The organism is Amycolatopsis nalaikhensis (assembly GCF_030264295.1).
Classification (GTDB): Bacteria; Actinomycetota; Actinomycetes; order Mycobacteriales; family Pseudonocardiaceae; genus Amycolatopsis; species Amycolatopsis nalaikhensis.
This window is the reverse complement of sequence record NZ_CP127173.1, coordinates 5074046-5089841: the sequence shown is the minus strand read 5'-3', so window position 1 is coordinate 5089841 and position 15796 is coordinate 5074046. Positions and strand designations below refer to the sequence as shown.

Sequence of the window (15796 nt, the reverse complement as noted above, 5' to 3'; positions counted from 1 at the left end):
TATGAAGCACGTCACCGTTCTTCTCGCCGCTCTGCTGGCCGCGGGCTGCTCCACCAGCGGGACGCCTTCGCCCGCGCCGTCGACGTCGGCCTCCCCCGCGGGTGAGCCGCACCGGCTGGTCTTCGACGTGACGGGCACGGCGACCATCACCACGCTGACCTGCACCATCGACGGCAAGACGACCGAGGAGAAGAACGTGAAGCTGCCGTGGAGCCGCACGTTCAGCTTCCCGTCACACACGGGCAAGCACGTGTACGACCTGGTCATCAAGTACACGAACGGCGACGTCACCGCGACGGCCGAGATCGACGGCCAGCCGTGGGGCAGCAGCCGGGGCAGCGGCGAGGGCCCGTCGACGCAGTCCCTCAACGGCGACTTCAGCGACTGACGTTCCCCCGCGGCCTGTCGTGAGTGTTTAGGGCGGTTAGAACCGCCCTGAACACTCACGACAAGGTGACCACCACGTCGCGGATCGCCGTGGTCAGGCGGTTCGCGCGCGTCGTCACCGCCGCTACTTCGGGTGGGGTGGGCGCGCCCGAGTGGACCTCGATGCTCAGACCGGCCGTTGTCGCCGCGGCTCGGGCCGCCTCGGCCGCCGCCGCCAGGTCCGTCGCCACCAGCGCGTCCGGCCGGACCCCTTCCGCCAGGTCCAGCACCCGGGCCGCCGCCGTGATCACCTCCGCCGCCGGGCCGCACGCCTGCCGACGCGCCTCCGCCGACGCTCCACCGGGCGACCGGCGGGCCCGGGCCAGGACGGCCGCCGCGTGGGCCTCCTTCTCCGCCAAGCGCAACGCGTGCATGCTCAACGCCTCGGCTTCGTGCCCGTCGGCCCCCGCCCGGCCGACCAGCGACGCCGCTTGCGCCACGTGCAACGCCGCCGTCGCGCCGCCGCCCGGGACGACTCCGACGCCAGCGACCTCAGGTACTGGCTCATGATCTGGTCACGCATCACGCACTCACCGCCGGATCCGTTCCATGCCGGGGTCGACCAGGGGCTCTTCGGCCACCGTGGCCGCGACCCGGCGGCCGAAGTACTCGATCTCCACCCCGGTGCCGACCTCCGCCGACGCCGGGAGCCACGCGTACGCGATCGGCCGCCCGACCGTGTACCCGTACGCCGCGCTCGTGACGTAGCCCGCCGCGGCCCCGTCGACGAACACCGGTTCCTTGCCCAGCACCACCGTGCGGCCGTCGTCGATCGTCAGGCACCGCAGCCGCCGGGTCGGTGTCCGGCCTTCCAGTGCTTCCCGGCCCAGGAACGGCCCCTTCGCCGGGCGCACGGCGAACCCGACCCCGGCCTCGTACGGGTCGTGCTCGGTCGTCATGTCGGTGCCCCACAACCGGTAGCCCTTCTCCAGCCGCAGGCTGTTGAAGGCCGCGCGCCCGGCCGCGATCACGCCGAGCGGCTGCCCGGCCGCCCACAGCGCGTCCCACAGCCGCAGGCCGTTGTCCGCGCTGGTGTAGATCTCCCAGCCCAGTTCGCCCACATAGGACAGTCGCATCGCGACCACCGGCACCCCGGCGATCCGCGCGCGCCGCGCCCGGAAGTACTTGAGGCCCTGGTGCGAAAAGTCCTCGTGCGACAGCGGCTGCACGAGGTCCCGCGCCAGCGGACCCCACACGCCGACGCAGCACGTCCCACCGGTGATGTCCCGGACCTGAACGCCGGGCGGCGCGTGCTTGACGAAGTGGTCGACGTCGATGTTCCCGTTGATCCCGACCTGGAACACCTCCGGCTCCAGCCGCGCCACCGTGACGTCACTGCGCACGCCGCCGGCGTTGTCGAGCATCAGCGTGTAGGTCACCGACCCGACGGACTTGTCCAGCTGGTTCGTCGTCAGCGACTGCAGGAACTCCAGCGACCCCGGTCCGCTGATCTCCACGCGCTTCAACGGCGTCATGTCGTACAGCGCGACGCCGTTGCGGGTGTGCCACGCCTCGGCCGCCGCGATCGGCGAGTGGAACTGCGCCGACCACGCGTCGCGCGCGGGAGGCAGCCAGTCGTGCGGGAGCTTCTTCAGCAACGGCGCGTTCGCCTCGAACCAGTGCGGCCGCTCCCAGCCGCCCGCCTCGAGGAACACCGCGCCCAGTTCGCGCTGCCGGGCGTGGAACGGCGTCACGCGCAGGTCGCGCGGGGACAGCTTGGGCTGCAACGGGTGCAGGATGTCGTAGACCTCGACGAAGTTCTGCTGCGCCGTCTCGTGCACGTACGACGGCGCGAGCTGGACCTCTTCGAACCGGTGGACGTCGATCTCGTGGGTGTCCACTTCGGAATGGCCGTCGACGAGCAGCTCGGCGACGGCCTTGGCGATGCCCGCCGAGTGCGTCACCCAGATCGCCTCGGCGAGCCAGAAGCCGCGGACGTCGGCCGACTCGCCGATCAGCGACTGGCCGTCCGGGGTGAACGAGAAGATCCCGTTGAAGCCCTCCTCGACCTTCGTCTGCCGCAACGCGGGCAGCAGCAGCTGGCTCTCCTCCCACGACGGTGCGAAGTCGTCCTCGGTGAAGGGCAGCATCGACGGCATCGCCGTCTCCGTCACCGTGGGATCCAATGTGGACTCCTCGACCGGCATCGGCCGGTGCGCGTAGGAGCCGATGCCCAGCCGGTCGACGTGCTCGCGGAAGTACAGGTCCTGGTCCTGGTGCCGCAGGATCGGCAGGCTCGCCTCCACCGCCTCGGTGTTGCGCCCCACCAGTTCCGCCACCTGCCCGGTCTTCGCGTACTGGTGCGCGAGCGGCAGCAGCGGCACGTCCATGCCGACCATCGCGCCGATCTCGCGGCCCCAGAACCCGGCACACGACACGACGACGTCAGCCGGGAAGTCACCCTGGTCGGTCCGGACGCCGGTGACGCGCCCGCCGTCCTGCAGGACGTCGGTCACACGCGTGCCGCCGACGAACCGCGCACCCCGTTCACCGGCGCGGGAAATCAGCACCTCGACGGCCTTCGCGGCCCGCGCGAGCCCGTCGGTCGGGACGTGCAGCGCACCGAAGATCCGCGAACCGTCCAGCAGCGGCCAGCGGCGGACGCACTCGTCGGGGCCGATGAGAGAACCTTCGACACCCCATGAAGTCGCCCAGCCGCGCTTGCGCTTGAGGTCCTCCCACCGGGCCGGGGTGGTGGCCACCTCCATGCCGCCCACCTGGAGGAAGCAGTCCAGGCTCCGGAGCTTCTCGACGGTGTACCGCGCGAAGTCCGTCATCGCCTTGGACGCGTTGGTCTGGAACACCAGCCCGGGCGCGTGGGACGTGGACCCGCCGGTGCGCGGCAGCGGGCCCCGGTCGAGCACGGTGACGTCGGACCAGCCGCGGGCGGTCAGCTCGTCGGCCAGGTTCGCGCCGACGATGCCGGCGCCGATGATCACGACACGCGGAGCGGTCATGGCGAGACTCCTAACGGAAGACGACAGTGCTGTTGCCGTTGAGCAGGACGCGGCGTTCGCAGTGCCAGCGGACCGCGCGGGACAGGGCCAGCGCCTCGGCGTCGCGGCCGACGGTCACCAGCTCGCGCGGCGAGTACGTGTGGTCGACCCGCTGGACCTCCTGCTCGATGATCGGGCCCTCGTCGAGGTCGGGCGTGACGTAGTGCGCGGTCGCGCCGACGTACTTGACGCCGCGGTCGTAGGCCTGGTGGTAGGGCTTGGCGCCCTTGAACCCGGGCAGGAACGAGTGGTGGATGTTGATCGCGCGGCCTTCGAGCTTCTGGCACAGCTCGTTGGACAGCACCTGCATGTACCGCGCGAGCACGACCAAGTCCACTTCGTACTCGCCGACCAGGTCCAGCAGCCGCTGTTCGGCCTCCGGTTTCGTGTCCGGGGTGACCGGGACGTGCACGAACGGCACCCCGGCGGCCTCGGCCATCGGCCGCAGGTCCTCGTGGTTGGACACGACCACGGCGATCTCGGCGCCGAGCCCGCCCGCGCGCCAGCGGAAGAGCAGGTCGTTGAGGCAGTGCCCGAACTTCGAGACCATGACGAGGATCCGCGGCGGCGTCCCGTCGGAGAACGAGAACTCCATGCCGAAGTCCCCGGCCACCGGGGCGAACGCGCGGGTCAGGTCGTCCACAGTGGTCTCTTCGGCGCGGGTGAACGACGTGCGCAGGAACAGCGAGCCGCGGACGTCGTCGTCGAACTGCTGGTGCTCGACGATGTCGCAGCCCTGCCCGACGAGGAACGTCGTGACGGCGTGCACGATCCCGGCGCGTTCCGGGCACTTGAGCGTCAGGGTGAAGGTCACGAGACGTACTCCAAGCTCGCGTCGGCCAGCCAGGCCCGGAAGTAGTCCGAAAAGGACTGGCGGACGAGGATCGTGAAGCCCTCTTCCCGCACCATCAGCACGATCCCGGTGCGCGCCAGCAAGGTCTGCACGCAGGTACCGGGCGGCGACACCGCCGGGTCGAGGTCGATCGAGCACCCGTGCGCGAGAACGTCGGCGGCGTGCGCCCCGGTCAACCGGAAGACGTTGCGCTGCGCCGAGACGTCCACCACCGCCAAGACGGAGCTTTCACGTGAAAGCTCGGCCTCCAGGTCGGAGCTTTCACGTGAAAGCTCGGGTCCGAGGACGAGGTATTCGTCCGGGCCCATCCACAGCACGTCGACGCCGTGGCCGCTGGTGAACGTGCACGGGCCGGGCAGGGCGACGCCGAGGAGCGAGTCGCCCTCGCGGAGGCGGACGGTGAGCTGGGTGCGGAACGGTTCTTCGACCGCGTCAACCGTCACGGCGGGCTCCTTCCTTGTCGAAGAGCACGGATTCGGTCACGGTCACCGGGACGACCTGGTCCCCGACCGGCACGTACAGCGTCTCGCCGACCCGCTCGCGGCCGGACCGCACCAAGGCGAGGGCGAAGGTCCGGCCGAGGGCCGCGCTGTGGTAGCTGGAGGTGACGTGGCCGAGCATCCGCACCGGCGGTTCCGGCACGACCTCGGACTCGATGAGCTGGGACCCTTCCGGCAGCAGCACCGACGGGTCCATCGGCAGCAACCCGACCAGCTGCTTGCGGTCGGGCCGGGTGTTCTCGGCGCGGGCGAACGAGCGCTTGCCGATGAAGTCGGCTTTCTTCTTCGACACCGCCCAGGACATGCCGAGGTCGTGCGGGGTGACCGTGCCGTCGGTGTCCTGGCCGATGATCGGGTAGCCCTTCTCGGCGCGCAGGACGTGCATGGTCTCGGTGCCGTACGGCGTGGCGCCCTGGTCCACGACGGCCTGCCAGACCGCGGGCCCGTGCCACGACGGGACGTTGATCTCGTAGGCCAGTTCGCCGGAGAAGCTGATCCGGCAGACGCGCGCGGCGATCCCGGCGACTTCGGCGTCCTGCCAGGTCATGAACCCGAAGGCCTCGTTCGAGACGTCCAGGCCCGGCGCCAGGCGACCGAGGACTTCCCGCGACCGCGGGCCGACCAGCGGGATCGTGGCCCAGTGCTCGGTCACCGACGTGGCGAACACCTGAAGGTGCGGCCACTCGGTCTGCAGCCACTCCTCCATCCACTCGAGGACCATCGCCGCGTTGCCGGTCGTGGTGGTGACCAGGAACCGGTTCTCGGCGACGCGGATGACCGTGCCGTCGTCGATCACCATGCCGTCGACGCCGCACATCACGCCGTAGCGGATCCGGCCGACCTTCAGCGTGCTCATCATGTTCGTGTAGAGCATGTCGAGGAACCAGCCGGCGTCCGGGCCCTGGACGTCGATCTTGCCCAGGGTGGACCCGTCCATGACCGCGACGTCGTTGCGCGCCGCGCGGCATTCGCGCAGGACGGCGTCGTGCATCGACTCGCCGGGCCGCGGGTAGTACCACGGCCGCTTCCACTGGCCGACGTTCTCGAACTCGGCGCCGTGCTCGACGTGCCACGGGTGGATCGTCGTGACGCGCACGGGATCGTGCAGCTCACCGCGGTTCCGCCCGGCCAGCGCGGCGAACGCCACCGGCGTGTACGGCGGCCGGAACGTCGTCGGGCGCCGGGACGCCAAGTCGACCCCGAGGGCCTCCGCGGTGATCCCGGCCGCGAGCATGCCGGACGTCTTGCCCTGGTCGTGCGCGGTGCCGATGGTCGTGTAGCGCTTGACGTGCTCCAGCGAGCGCAGCCCGGCGCCGGTCGCGCGCAGGACGTCCGACACGGTCGCGTCGCGCTGCTGGTCCACGAACCGGGTGTCCACTTCGGACTCTGGTGCGGGCACCTGCCAGAGCACCTTGGTCTGCGGCAGGCCTTCGCCCGCGGCCGCGCCCACGACGGTCACGTTCGGCAGGGCCCCGTCCGGGACGTACGCGCCCAGTGCGGCGTCGTACCGGAGGGTGCCGCGGGCCTGGCTGTAGAGGTGCACGGCCGGGTTCCAGCCGCCGGACACGAGCAGCAGGTCGCACTCGACGCGCACGCCCTCGGTCTCCCCCAAGGGCGCGACGTGCACGGCCGTGAGGTGCGAGTCGCCGTCGGTGCCGAAGACCCCGCTGCCGGTGCGGACTTCGATGCCGCGGCTGTCGGGCACCTCGTCCCGGGCGTCGATGACCATCGCGATCTCGGCGCCCGCCTCGGCGAGGTCGAAGGCGGCTTCGTACGCGGAGTCGTTGGTGGTGAACACGACCACCCGCCGGCCGGCGAGGACGCCGTAGCGGTTCAAGTAGGTGCGGGCGGCCGAGGCGAGCATGATGCCGGGGCGGTCGTTGTCCGGGAACACGATCGGCCGCTCGTGGGCGCCGGTGGCGATCACGATCCGCTTCGCCCGGATCCGCCAGACCCGCTGCCGCGAGATCCGTTCGGGTGCGGCGGGCTCACCACGGCGTTCCAGGGCGAGCACGAACCCGTCGTCGTAGATGCCGAACGCCGTCGTGCGCGAGAGGAGCCGGACGCCCTCGGGAGCTTCGGCGTCGGGCTGGTCGTCGACGAGCAGCACCCGGCCGGAGGCGGCGGCCGCGGCGGCGCGTCCGGCGGGACCGGCGCCGATGACCAGGACGTCACAGTGGGCGTGCTTGGTGTCGTAGCGCGCCGGGTCGGGCTCGGCGGCCAGGCGACCCTGGCCACGCAGGCCGCGGGCCGCCAGACCGTCGTACAGCTCGACGGTGGTGGCGCTCAGCATCGGCTCGGGGAAGGGCTTTTCGATCTGCACCAGGGCGTTCGAGTCCTCGACCCCGGCGGCGACGATGCCGCGTGGCCTGCCGTACTTGATGCTGGTCGCGACCTGGTGGATGCCGTTGGCCAGCAACGCGGACGCCAGGGTGTCGCCGAGGAAGCCGGTCAGCTCGCGGCCGTCGAAGGTGAACTTGAGCGGGACGCCGCGGTCGACACGGCCGCGGTCGGGCAGTCGGGTCATGAGATCACCGGCCTGGGCTCGTCGAGGCGGTAGACCGCCAGGAAGTCGTGGGTACGGGTGTCGCGGACGGCGTTGAACCAGCGGCGGCAGCCCGCGGCGTGGCTCCACCGCTCGGCGAACGGCCCGCTCGGGTTGTCGCGGAAGAAGACGAACTTCGCCCACTCCTCATCGGACAGTGCCGACGGGTCGGTGGGGTAGGCGACGTGGGCTTGGCCGCCGTAGTGGAACTCGGCTTCCTCGCGTGGCCCGCACCAGGGGCAGGGGATCAGCTGCATCAAACGCTCCTAGTGTGCGACGGCGGCGGCGCCGTGCTCGTCGACGAGGGCGCCGGTGGTGAACCGGTCGAGGGCGAAGGGCTCGGCGTACTCGTGCGGCTTCCCGCGGGCGATGGTCGCCGCGAAGACGTCGCCGACACCCGGCGTGGCCTTGAAGCCGCCGGTGCCCCAGCCGCAGTTGAGGAAGAGGTTCTCCACCGGGGTCAGCCCGATGATCGGCGAGGCGTCGGGGCTCGTGTCGACGATCCCCGCCCACGTCCGCAGCAGGTGCGCCCGCGCGAACACCGGGAACAGCTCCAGCGCGGCCGCCATCTGCTGTTCGATGATGTGGAACGAGCCGCGCTGGCCATAGCCGTGGTAGCTGTCGATGCCCGCGCCCATCACGAGTTCGCCCTTGTGCGCCTGGGAAACGTAGACGTGCACGGCGTTCGACATGACGACCGTCGGGTGGATCGGTTCCAGCAGCTCCGACACCAGCGCCTGCAGCGGGTGCGACGTCAGCGGCAGGTCGAGCCCGACCATGCGGGCCAGCACCGACGTGTGCCCGGCCGCGCACAGCGCGACCTTCCCGGCGGCGATCCGGCCCCGCGACGTCTCGACGCCGGTGACGCGGTCGTCCACTGTGGAGATGCCGGTGACCTCGCAGTTCTGGATGAGGTCGACGCCCATTTCGTGCGCGGCGCGGGCGAAGCCCCAGGCCACGTAGTCGTGCTTCGCGATGCCCGCGCGCGGCTGGAAGGTCGCGCCGAGCACCGGGTACCGGACGTCCGGCGAGGTGTTGACGATCGGGCAGATCTCCTTGACGCCGTCGGCGTCGACCCATTCGGCGTCGATGCCGTTGAGCTTGTTGGCCTCGACGCGGCGGACGCTGTCGCGGACGTCCTGCAGGCTGTGCGCCAGGTTGAGCACCCCGCGCTGGCTGAACAGGATCGGGTAGCCGAGGTCCTCCTCCAGGCCTTCCCACAGCTTGAGGGAGTGCTCGTAGATGCCGGAGCTCTCGTCCCAGAGGTAGTTGGACCGGATGATCGTCGTGTTGCGGGCCATGTTGCCGCCCGCGAGCCAGCCCTTCTCGAGCACGGCGACGTTCGTGATGCCGTGCACCTTGGCCAGGTAGTACGCGGTGGCGAGGCCGTGCCCGCCGCCGCCGACCACGACGACGTCGTAGCTCTTCTTCGGCTCCGGGTTGTCCCAGAGGAAGTCCGGGTGCTCCGGCAGGTCGGTCATCGGGTCTCTCCCAGGTGCGGGTACAGCGGGAACGCTTCGGCGAGCGCGGTGACGCGGGCGTGCAGCTTCTCGACGTCGTAGCCGGGCCGGAGCGCCTCGGCGATGACGTCGGCGGCCTCGCGGAACTCAGCGTCGCCGAACCCGCGGGTGGCCAGCGCCGGCGTGCCGATGCGCAGGCCGGACGTCACCATCGGCGGGCGCGGGTCGAACGGCACGGCGTTGCGGTTGACCGTGATCCCGACTTCGTGCAGCCGGTCCTCGGCCTGCTTGCCGTCCAGCTCGGAGTCGCGCAGGTCGGCGAGCACGAGGTGGACGTCGGTGCCGCCGGTCAGCACGGAGATGTCGTCTTCCACGAGGAGCCGTTCGGCCAGGAGCTTCGCGCCGCGCAGCGTGCGCTGCTGGCGTTCGACGAACGCGGGCTCGCCCGCCATCTTGAACGCGACGGCCTTGGCGGCGATGACGTGCTCCAGCGGACCACCCTGCTGACCGGGGAACACCGCCGAGTTGACCTTCTTGGCCAGCGCCGGGTCGTTCGTCAGCACGACGCCGCCGCGCGGGCCGCCGAGGGTCTTGTGCGTGGTGGTCGTCGTGACGTGCGCGTGCGGCACCGGCGAGGGGTGCAGGCCCGCGGCGACCAGCCCGGCGAAGTGGGCCATGTCGACCATCAGGTACGCGCCCACCTCGTCGGCGATCGCGCGGAAGCGGGCGAAGTCCAGCTGCCGCGGGTAGGCCGACCACCCGGCGATGATCACCTTCGGCCGGTGCTCCTTCGCCAGCCGTTCCACCTCGGCCATGTCGACGCGGTAGTCCTTTTCGGACACTTCGTACGCGGCGACGTCGTAGAGCAGGCCGGAGAAGTTGATCCGCATGCCGTGCGTCAGGTGGCCGCCGTGGGCCAGCGAGAGGCCGAGGATCTTGTCGCCGGGCTTGAGCAGCGCGGCCATCGCCGCCGCGTTCGCCTGCGCGCCGGAGTGCGGCTGGACGTTGGCGAACTCCGCGCCGAAGAGCGCCTTGACGCGGTCGATGGCGAGTTGTTCGAGGACGTCGACGTGCTCGCAGCCGCCGTAGTAGCGACGGCCCGGGTAGCCCTCGGCGTACTTGTTCGTGAGCACCGAGCCCTGGGCCTGGAGCACGGAGACCGGGGCGAAGTTCTCGGAGGCGATCATCTCGAGCGTCGACTGCTGCCGGTGCACCTCCGCGCCGATCGCCTCGGCGACCACCGGGTCGTAGTCGGCCAGGGAGTGATTGAGCATCGCGAACCCTTCGTGGTCGACTTCTGATATATCAATCGTCGATGTAGGCTAAGCGCCATGCACCCGCAGGTCAATCCCCCGTCGCTGGCGGAACAGGCGTACCGCTTCGTCCGTGATCGCCTGGTCATGCTCGACATCCGGCCGGGCTCCCCCATCAACGAAGAGGAGCTCGGCAGCGAACTCGGCATGGGCCGCACGCCGATCCGCGAAGCGCTGAAGCGTCTCGAATCCGAGCGGCTGGTCGTCGCCTACCCGCGGCGCGGGACGTTCGCCACCGACGTCAACATCTCCGACCTCGCGCACATCTCCGAGGTGCGGCGGGCGCTGGAGCCGATGGCGACGGCCGCCGCGGCCGAACGCGCGACCGCGGCCGACCGGGCGGTGCTGACCGAGCTGCGCGCACAGCTCGACGCCGGGGTCCCGAGCGGGGACAACGCCGAGCTGCTGCGCACCGACCTCGCCCTGCACCGGGCGATCTACCGGTGCGTGCACAACCCGTTCCTCGAAGACACGCTGATCCGGTACGACAACCTGGCCACCCGGATCTGGTGCGTGTTCGTGCCTCGGCTGTCGGGGATGGCCGGCCACGTCGACGAGCACGTCCCGCTCCTCACCGCGATCATCGAGGGCGACGCCGAGAAGGCCGCCGCGTTGACGCATGCGCACGTCACCGGCTTCGAGGCCGCCATCCGCGCGTTGATCTGAGCTCACCTCGTCGTGAGTGTTCAGGGCGGTTAGAACCGCCCTAAACACTCACGACAGGCGCGCGCGGACCCAGTCGTGGAACGCGCCGATGTGGTGCTCGCTGGGCACCAGCACGCCGCCGTTGGCGTACGAGCGCGAGTCCATCGCCAGCTGGCAGCGTTCGCACGCCTCGAAGTCCTGCAGGTTGACGCGGTGGAACAGCTCGACCGACCGCGACAGGTCGCGCCCCGACTCGACCACCTCCGGCAGGTACAGCCAGTCACAGCGCACCAGCGTCCGGTCCGGGGCCAGCGGGAACATCCGGTGGAAGATCACGTGGTCCGGAACGAGGTTGACGAAGACACCCGGCTTGACGGTGATCGCGTAGTACTTGCGGTCCTGGGCTTCGGTGACGCCGGGGAGCCGGTCGACGCCTTCGCTGCCGTCGACGGTGAAGCCCTTGATCTCGCCGCCGAACTCGGCGCCGTGGCCGACGTAGTACTGCGCGGCGTAGCCGTCGGCGAACTCCGGGAGCACCTCGGTGAGCTCCGGGTGGATCGTCGCGCAGTGGTAGCACTCCATGAAGTTCTCGATGATCTGCTTCCAGTTCGCCTTCACGTCGTACTCGATGCGCTTGCCCAGCGCGAGGCCGTCGATGCCGTAGGCGTCGATCTCGGTCGGGCCGCCGAGCCGTTCGGTGACCGCGCCGATCACGGTGTCTTCGAACGACGGCGGTTCGTCGGCCAGGCACACCCAGGCGTAGCCGAGCCATTCACGCAGGTGGAGCCGGGTGAGACCGAACTCGGTGCGGTCGACGTCCGGCATGCCGGTGAGGTTCGGCGCGGCGATGAGCTTGCCGTCCAGCCCGTACGTCCAGGCGTGGTACGGGCACTGGAACGACCGCTTGACCGTCCCGCTCTCGGCCGTGCAGAGCCGGGCGCCGCGGTGGCGGCAGACGTTGAGGAACGCGTTGAGCCGGCCGTCCCGCCCGCGTGAGACCAGGACGCTCTCCTTGCCGATCTGCACGGTCTCGAACGACCCGGGGGTCGGCAGGTCGGCGCTGCGCACGGCGCAGAACCAGTCCGCCTCGAAGATCTTCGCCTGCTCCAGCGCGAAGATCGCCGGGTCGGTGTAGGAGGAGCCGGGCAGCGTGGCGAGCAGGCTCGGCGGGAGATCGATTGCGGTCACCGGCGTGGTCCTCTCCGCGGATCAGTTCGGGAGTTGCGCAGAACGCGTCTTGTTGCTCACTCCGGAACAGAGTGACTGCCGCCACGCACGGCTGTCAACCCGCGTTTTCCCGTTCCCGCAAAGAGATCAGGCCGCGGGGCCGTCGATCGCCCGCCGGAACAGTGTTTCGATCTCCGCGCGGGTCGGTCGCGGGTCGGCCAGGGCCGCCTGCATCAGCAGGCCGCAGAACAAGCCCGCCAGCAGGCGGCCGGTGAGCGGGTCCGTCCGCAACCCGAAGAACTCGATCAGGGCTTCGTCCCAGGCCGCGCTCGCCTTGCGCAGTGCGGGCCGGTGCAGGGCCGCGACGTAGAGGTCGTACTCGACGACGGTGTCGCGGTACTGCTCGTTGATGTAGCCCATCACCAGTTCGGCGAGCGCCGCGGCGAAGTCGGCGTCCGGCGGGAGCGCCGCCTCCCACTCCTTCAGCGCGTGGACGTTCCGCTCGGCGGCCTCGTGCAAGGCGACCTCCAGCAGGTCGTCCAGCGTCGCGAAGTGGTAGGTCGTCGAGCCGAGCGGCACGTCGGCCTGCGCGGCGACGGCCCGGTGCGTGAGCCCGTCGATCCCGCGCTGGGCGACGACCTCGATCGCCGCCCGGGCGATCCGCGCCCGGCGTTCCGGGTCGTTCGGACCCCGGCGCCGCGTCGCGCCGGGTTCGCTCTTCGCCATCGAACCCCCTTGTGGACATCTGTACATGTTTCGCGTACAAATGTACGCACTCTTGACGCCAAGCAGCCACTACCGATCCGGGAAGGGCCGCATGAAGGACCTCCACATCGACGGGATCTGGGCGGACGCGACCGCCGGAACGCACTCCGACGTGCTGAACCCCGCCACCGGCGAAGTCATCGAGACCGTCGCCGAGGCGGGTCGCGAGGAGGTCGACGCCGCCGTGCACGCGGCCCGCCGGGCGTTCGACGACGGCCCGTGGCGGCGGACCACCGCCACCGAACGCGCCACCCTGCTCCGCAAGACGGCCGACCTGCTGGTCCGCGACCGCGAGGAGCTGGCCCGCACGGAAAGCCTCGACACCGGCAAGACGCTGGGCGAGGGCCGCATCGACATCGACGACGTGACGAACGTCTTCCGCTACTACGCCGACCTCGCCGACAAGGACGCCGGACGCCTGGTCGACGCGGGCAGCGCGACCGTGGTCAGCCGGATCGTGCACGAACCGGTCGGCGTCTGCGCGCTGATCGCGCCGTGGAACTACCCGCTGCTGCAGATGTCCTGGAAGGTCGCGCCCGCGCTGGCCGCGGGCAACACCGTCGTGCTCAAGCCCAGCGAGGTCACGCCGCTGACCACGATCAAGCTCGTCGCCCTGCTGGAAGAGGCGGGCACGCCACCCGGCGTCGTCAACCTCCTGCTCGGGCCGGGCCACGTCGGCGCGGCGATGGTCGAGCACCCGGCCGTCGACCTGGTCTCCTTCACCGGCGGCTACGCGACCGGCGAGAAGATCATGACCGCCGCCGCCAAGGGCGTCCGCCGCGTCGCGCTGGAACTCGGCGGCAAGAACCCGAACGTGGTCTTCGCCGACGCCGACTACGACACCGCATTGGACTACGCGCTGATGGCCGCGTTCGTCCATTCGGGACAGGTCTGCTCGGCGGGCGCGCGCTTGATCGTCCAGGATGGGATCCATGACCGGTTCGTCGCGGACCTCGCCGCGCGCGCCGACAAGATCCGCGTCGGCGACGGCCTGGATCCCGAGACCGAGACGGGTCCGCTCGTTTCGGCGCAGCACCGCGCCAAAGTCGAGGGGTACATCGAAAGCGCTCTCAAGGAGGGCGCGAAACTGCGCGCGGGCGGCAAGCGGCCGGAAGGACCGCGGTACGAAAACGGGTTCTTCCTGCGCCCGACGGTGTTTTCCGACTGCACCAGGGACATGGCGGTCGTCCGGGAAGAGGTCTTCGGCCCGGTCGTCACCGTCGAACGCTTCACCACCGAGGCCGAAGCGATCGAGCTGGCCAACGACACCGAGTACGGGCTCGCCGGAGCCGTGTGGACGTCGGACGCGTCCCGCGCCCAGCGGGTCGCCGGGGCCCTGCGCCACGGCACCGTGTGGATCAACGACTACCACCCCTACCTGCCGCAGGCGGAGTGGGGCGGGTTCGGGAAGTCCGGCATCGGCCGCGAGCTCGGACCGTCCGGGCTCGCGGAGTACCAGGAGAGCAAGCACGTCTACCAGAACATCGATCCCGTTCCGCAGCACTGGTTCAAAGGCTGATCCGTCTCCCCCACCCACCACGTGAGGACGTTGCCATGACCACCCAGGAAAAGCCGGCGGGCGGGGGGCCTGCTGCCGACGACTCGTCCGAACTCGAAAAGTTCGGCTACCGCCAGGCAGCTCGAGCGCTCGCTCGGGTCGTTCTCCAGCTTCGCCGCCGGGTTCAGCTACATCTCCATCCTGACCGGCGTGTTCCAGCTCTTCTTCTTCGGCTTCGGGTCGGGCGGCCCGGCCTTCATCTGGACCTGGCCGCTGGTCTTCCTCGGCCAGCTGTGCGTCGCCCTGTGCTTCGCCGAACTGGCCGGGCAGTTCCCGCTCGCCGGCTCGGTTTACCAGTGGGCCAAGCAGATCGCGAAGCCCGCGACGTCGTGGCTGGCCGGCTGGATCATGATCATCGGCGCGATCGTGACGGCGGCGGCCGTCGCGGTCGCCTACCAGATCATCCTGCCGCAGGTGTCGACCGCCTTCCAGATCGTCGGCAGCGACTCCGACGCCGGCCTGACGTCGACCCCCGGCGGCGCGCGGAACGCCATCATCCTGGCGCTCGTGCTCGTCGTGTTCGCCACGATCGTGAACATCATCGGCGTCAAGCTGATGGCGAAGATCAACAACTTCGGCGTCGCGGTGGAGCTCGGCGCGAGCATCCTGCTCGTGATCGCGCTCGCCATCCACATCAAGCGCGGCCCCGGCCTGGTCTTCGACACCGCGGGCACGGGCGAGGGACACTCGTTCGGGTATCTCGGGGCGTTCCTGGTGGCGTCGCTCATGAGCGCGTACGTCTTCTACGGCTTCGACACCGCGGGCTCGCTGGCCGAGGAGACCACCCAGCCGCGGCGGCACGCGCCCCGCGCGATCATCCGGGCGATCAGCGCCGCCTTCATCGTCGGCGGGCTGATCATGCTGTTCGGCATGATGGCCGTCGGCAACCTCGGCGCCGAGGAGCTCAGCACGTCCGGCATGCCGTACCTGCTGAAGAGCACGCTCGGCGAAGGCCTCGGCGACGCGTTCCTGATCTGCTCGGCGATCGCGATCACGGTGTGCTGCCTGGCCGTGCAGACCGCGGCCATCCGGATGACCTGGGCGATGGCCCGCGACGGCAGGCTGCCGTTCAGCCGCGCGATGTCGAAGGTGTCGCCGCGGTCGAAGACGCCGGTCCTGCCCGCGCTGCTCACCGGCGGCCTCACCGTCGTGGTGCTGCTGATCAACCTCGGCAACCAGCGGGCGTTCTTCATCCTCACCTCGACCGCGATCATCCTGTTCTACATCCCCTACCTGATGGTCACCGGCCCGATGCTGGTGCGCCGCCTGCGCGGGCACTGGCCGCGCCCCGAGCACGGGCCGTACTTCAAGCTCGGCCGCTGGGGCACGCTGGTGAACCTGGTCGCCGTGCTCTACGGCGCCGGGATGACGGTCAACCTGATCTGGCCGCGCGCCGAGGTCTACGGCGAAGACCACTGGTACTTCCAGTGGGGCGCGGTGATCGTCACCGGGCTGATCGTCGTCGTCGGTGCGATCATGCTCTACGTCCGGCGCCGCACCTGGGGTTCGTCGCACACGAGCCCCGAACACATGCCCGACAACGCCCCGGACACCTTGCCCGGCTAGGA

The 15796-nt window shown here is 70.3% G+C and carries 13 protein-coding genes and 1 pseudogene; 4 read left to right on the top strand and 10 right to left on the bottom strand.

Annotated elements, in window-relative coordinates; genetic code table 11:
• Position 1: 1 nt before the first annotated feature.
• Positions 2-388, top strand: coding sequence for a hypothetical protein (locus QP939_RS25150; protein WP_285459270.1), 387 nt, complete (start codon positions 2-4; stop codon positions 386-388).
• A gap of 55 nt (positions 389-443) precedes the next feature.
• Here QP939_RS25150 and QP939_RS25145 read toward each other — a convergent pair whose 3' ends face one another.
• The 8 genes from QP939_RS25145 to glyA form a co-directional block, all read right to left on the bottom strand.
• Positions 444-866: a hypothetical protein gene (locus tag QP939_RS25145; RefSeq protein ID WP_285459268.1), complete on the bottom strand. Its 423-nt coding sequence runs from the start codon at positions 864-866 to the stop codon at positions 444-446.
• A 90-nt stretch (positions 867-956) separates the two neighbouring features.
• The gene (locus tag QP939_RS25140; RefSeq protein WP_285459266.1) at positions 957-3383 is read right to left on the bottom strand and encodes a GcvT family protein; all 2427 of its coding nucleotides are present in this window, start codon (positions 3381-3383) and stop codon (positions 957-959) included.
• A 10-nt stretch (positions 3384-3393) separates the two neighbouring features.
• On the bottom strand, positions 3394-4236 hold the full coding sequence (purU, locus tag QP939_RS25135) for a formyltetrahydrofolate deformylase (protein WP_285459264.1): 843 nt from the start codon (positions 4234-4236) through the stop codon (positions 3394-3396).
• A complete protein-coding gene (locus QP939_RS25130; RefSeq protein ID WP_285459263.1) occupies positions 4233-4718 on the bottom strand; it encodes a sarcosine oxidase subunit gamma in 486 nt (161 codons plus the stop codon). Before QP939_RS25130 ends, purU begins: the two co-directional genes overlap by 4 nt.
• The gene (locus QP939_RS25125; protein WP_285459261.1) at positions 4708-7302 is read right to left on the bottom strand and encodes a 2Fe-2S iron-sulfur cluster-binding protein; all 2595 of its coding nucleotides are present in this window, start codon (positions 7300-7302) and stop codon (positions 4708-4710) included. The genes QP939_RS25130 and QP939_RS25125 overlap by 11 nt, the downstream gene beginning before the upstream one ends.
• Positions 7299-7577 (bottom strand): sarcosine oxidase subunit delta, encoded by a 279-nt coding sequence (locus QP939_RS25120; protein WP_285459259.1) that lies wholly within the window; start codon positions 7575-7577, stop codon positions 7299-7301. Before QP939_RS25120 ends, QP939_RS25125 begins: the two co-directional genes overlap by 4 nt.
• A gap of 9 nt (positions 7578-7586) precedes the next feature.
• On the bottom strand, positions 7587-8801 hold the full coding sequence (locus QP939_RS25115) for a sarcosine oxidase subunit beta family protein (protein WP_285459258.1): 1215 nt from the start codon (positions 8799-8801) through the stop codon (positions 7587-7589).
• Positions 8798-10054: a serine hydroxymethyltransferase gene (glyA, locus tag QP939_RS25110; RefSeq protein ID WP_285459257.1), complete on the bottom strand. Its 1257-nt coding sequence runs from the start codon at positions 10052-10054 to the stop codon at positions 8798-8800. The genes QP939_RS25115 and glyA overlap by 4 nt, the downstream gene beginning before the upstream one ends.
• Positions 10055-10111: 57 nt before the next feature.
• Here glyA and QP939_RS25105 point away from each other — a divergent pair, with 57 nt between their 5' ends.
• Complete coding sequence (locus tag QP939_RS25105; RefSeq protein ID WP_285459255.1) at positions 10112-10759, top strand: GntR family transcriptional regulator; 648 nt, start codon at positions 10112-10114, stop codon at positions 10757-10759.
• Positions 10760-10807: 48 nt separating this feature from the next.
• Here QP939_RS25105 and QP939_RS25100 read toward each other — a convergent pair whose 3' ends face one another.
• Both QP939_RS25100 and QP939_RS25095 read right to left on the bottom strand, forming a co-directional pair.
• On the bottom strand, positions 10808-11926 hold the full coding sequence (locus QP939_RS25100; protein WP_285459254.1) for an aromatic ring-hydroxylating oxygenase subunit alpha: 1119 nt from the start codon (positions 11924-11926) through the stop codon (positions 10808-10810).
• Between the two features lie 126 nt (positions 11927-12052).
• The gene (locus tag QP939_RS25095; protein WP_285459253.1) at positions 12053-12631 is read right to left on the bottom strand and encodes a TetR/AcrR family transcriptional regulator; all 579 of its coding nucleotides are present in this window, start codon (positions 12629-12631) and stop codon (positions 12053-12055) included.
• Positions 12632-12722: 91 nt separating this feature from the next.
• Between QP939_RS25095 and QP939_RS25090 the strand changes: the two genes are divergently transcribed.
• Both QP939_RS25090 and QP939_RS25085 read left to right on the top strand, forming a co-directional pair.
• Positions 12723-14189, top strand: coding sequence for an aldehyde dehydrogenase family protein (locus QP939_RS25090; protein WP_285459252.1), 1467 nt, complete (start codon positions 12723-12725; stop codon positions 14187-14189).
• Between the two features lie 35 nt (positions 14190-14224).
• Positions 14225-15794, top strand: a pseudogene (locus QP939_RS25085) (amino acid permease).
• The last annotated feature ends 2 nt before the right edge of the window (positions 15795-15796 follow it).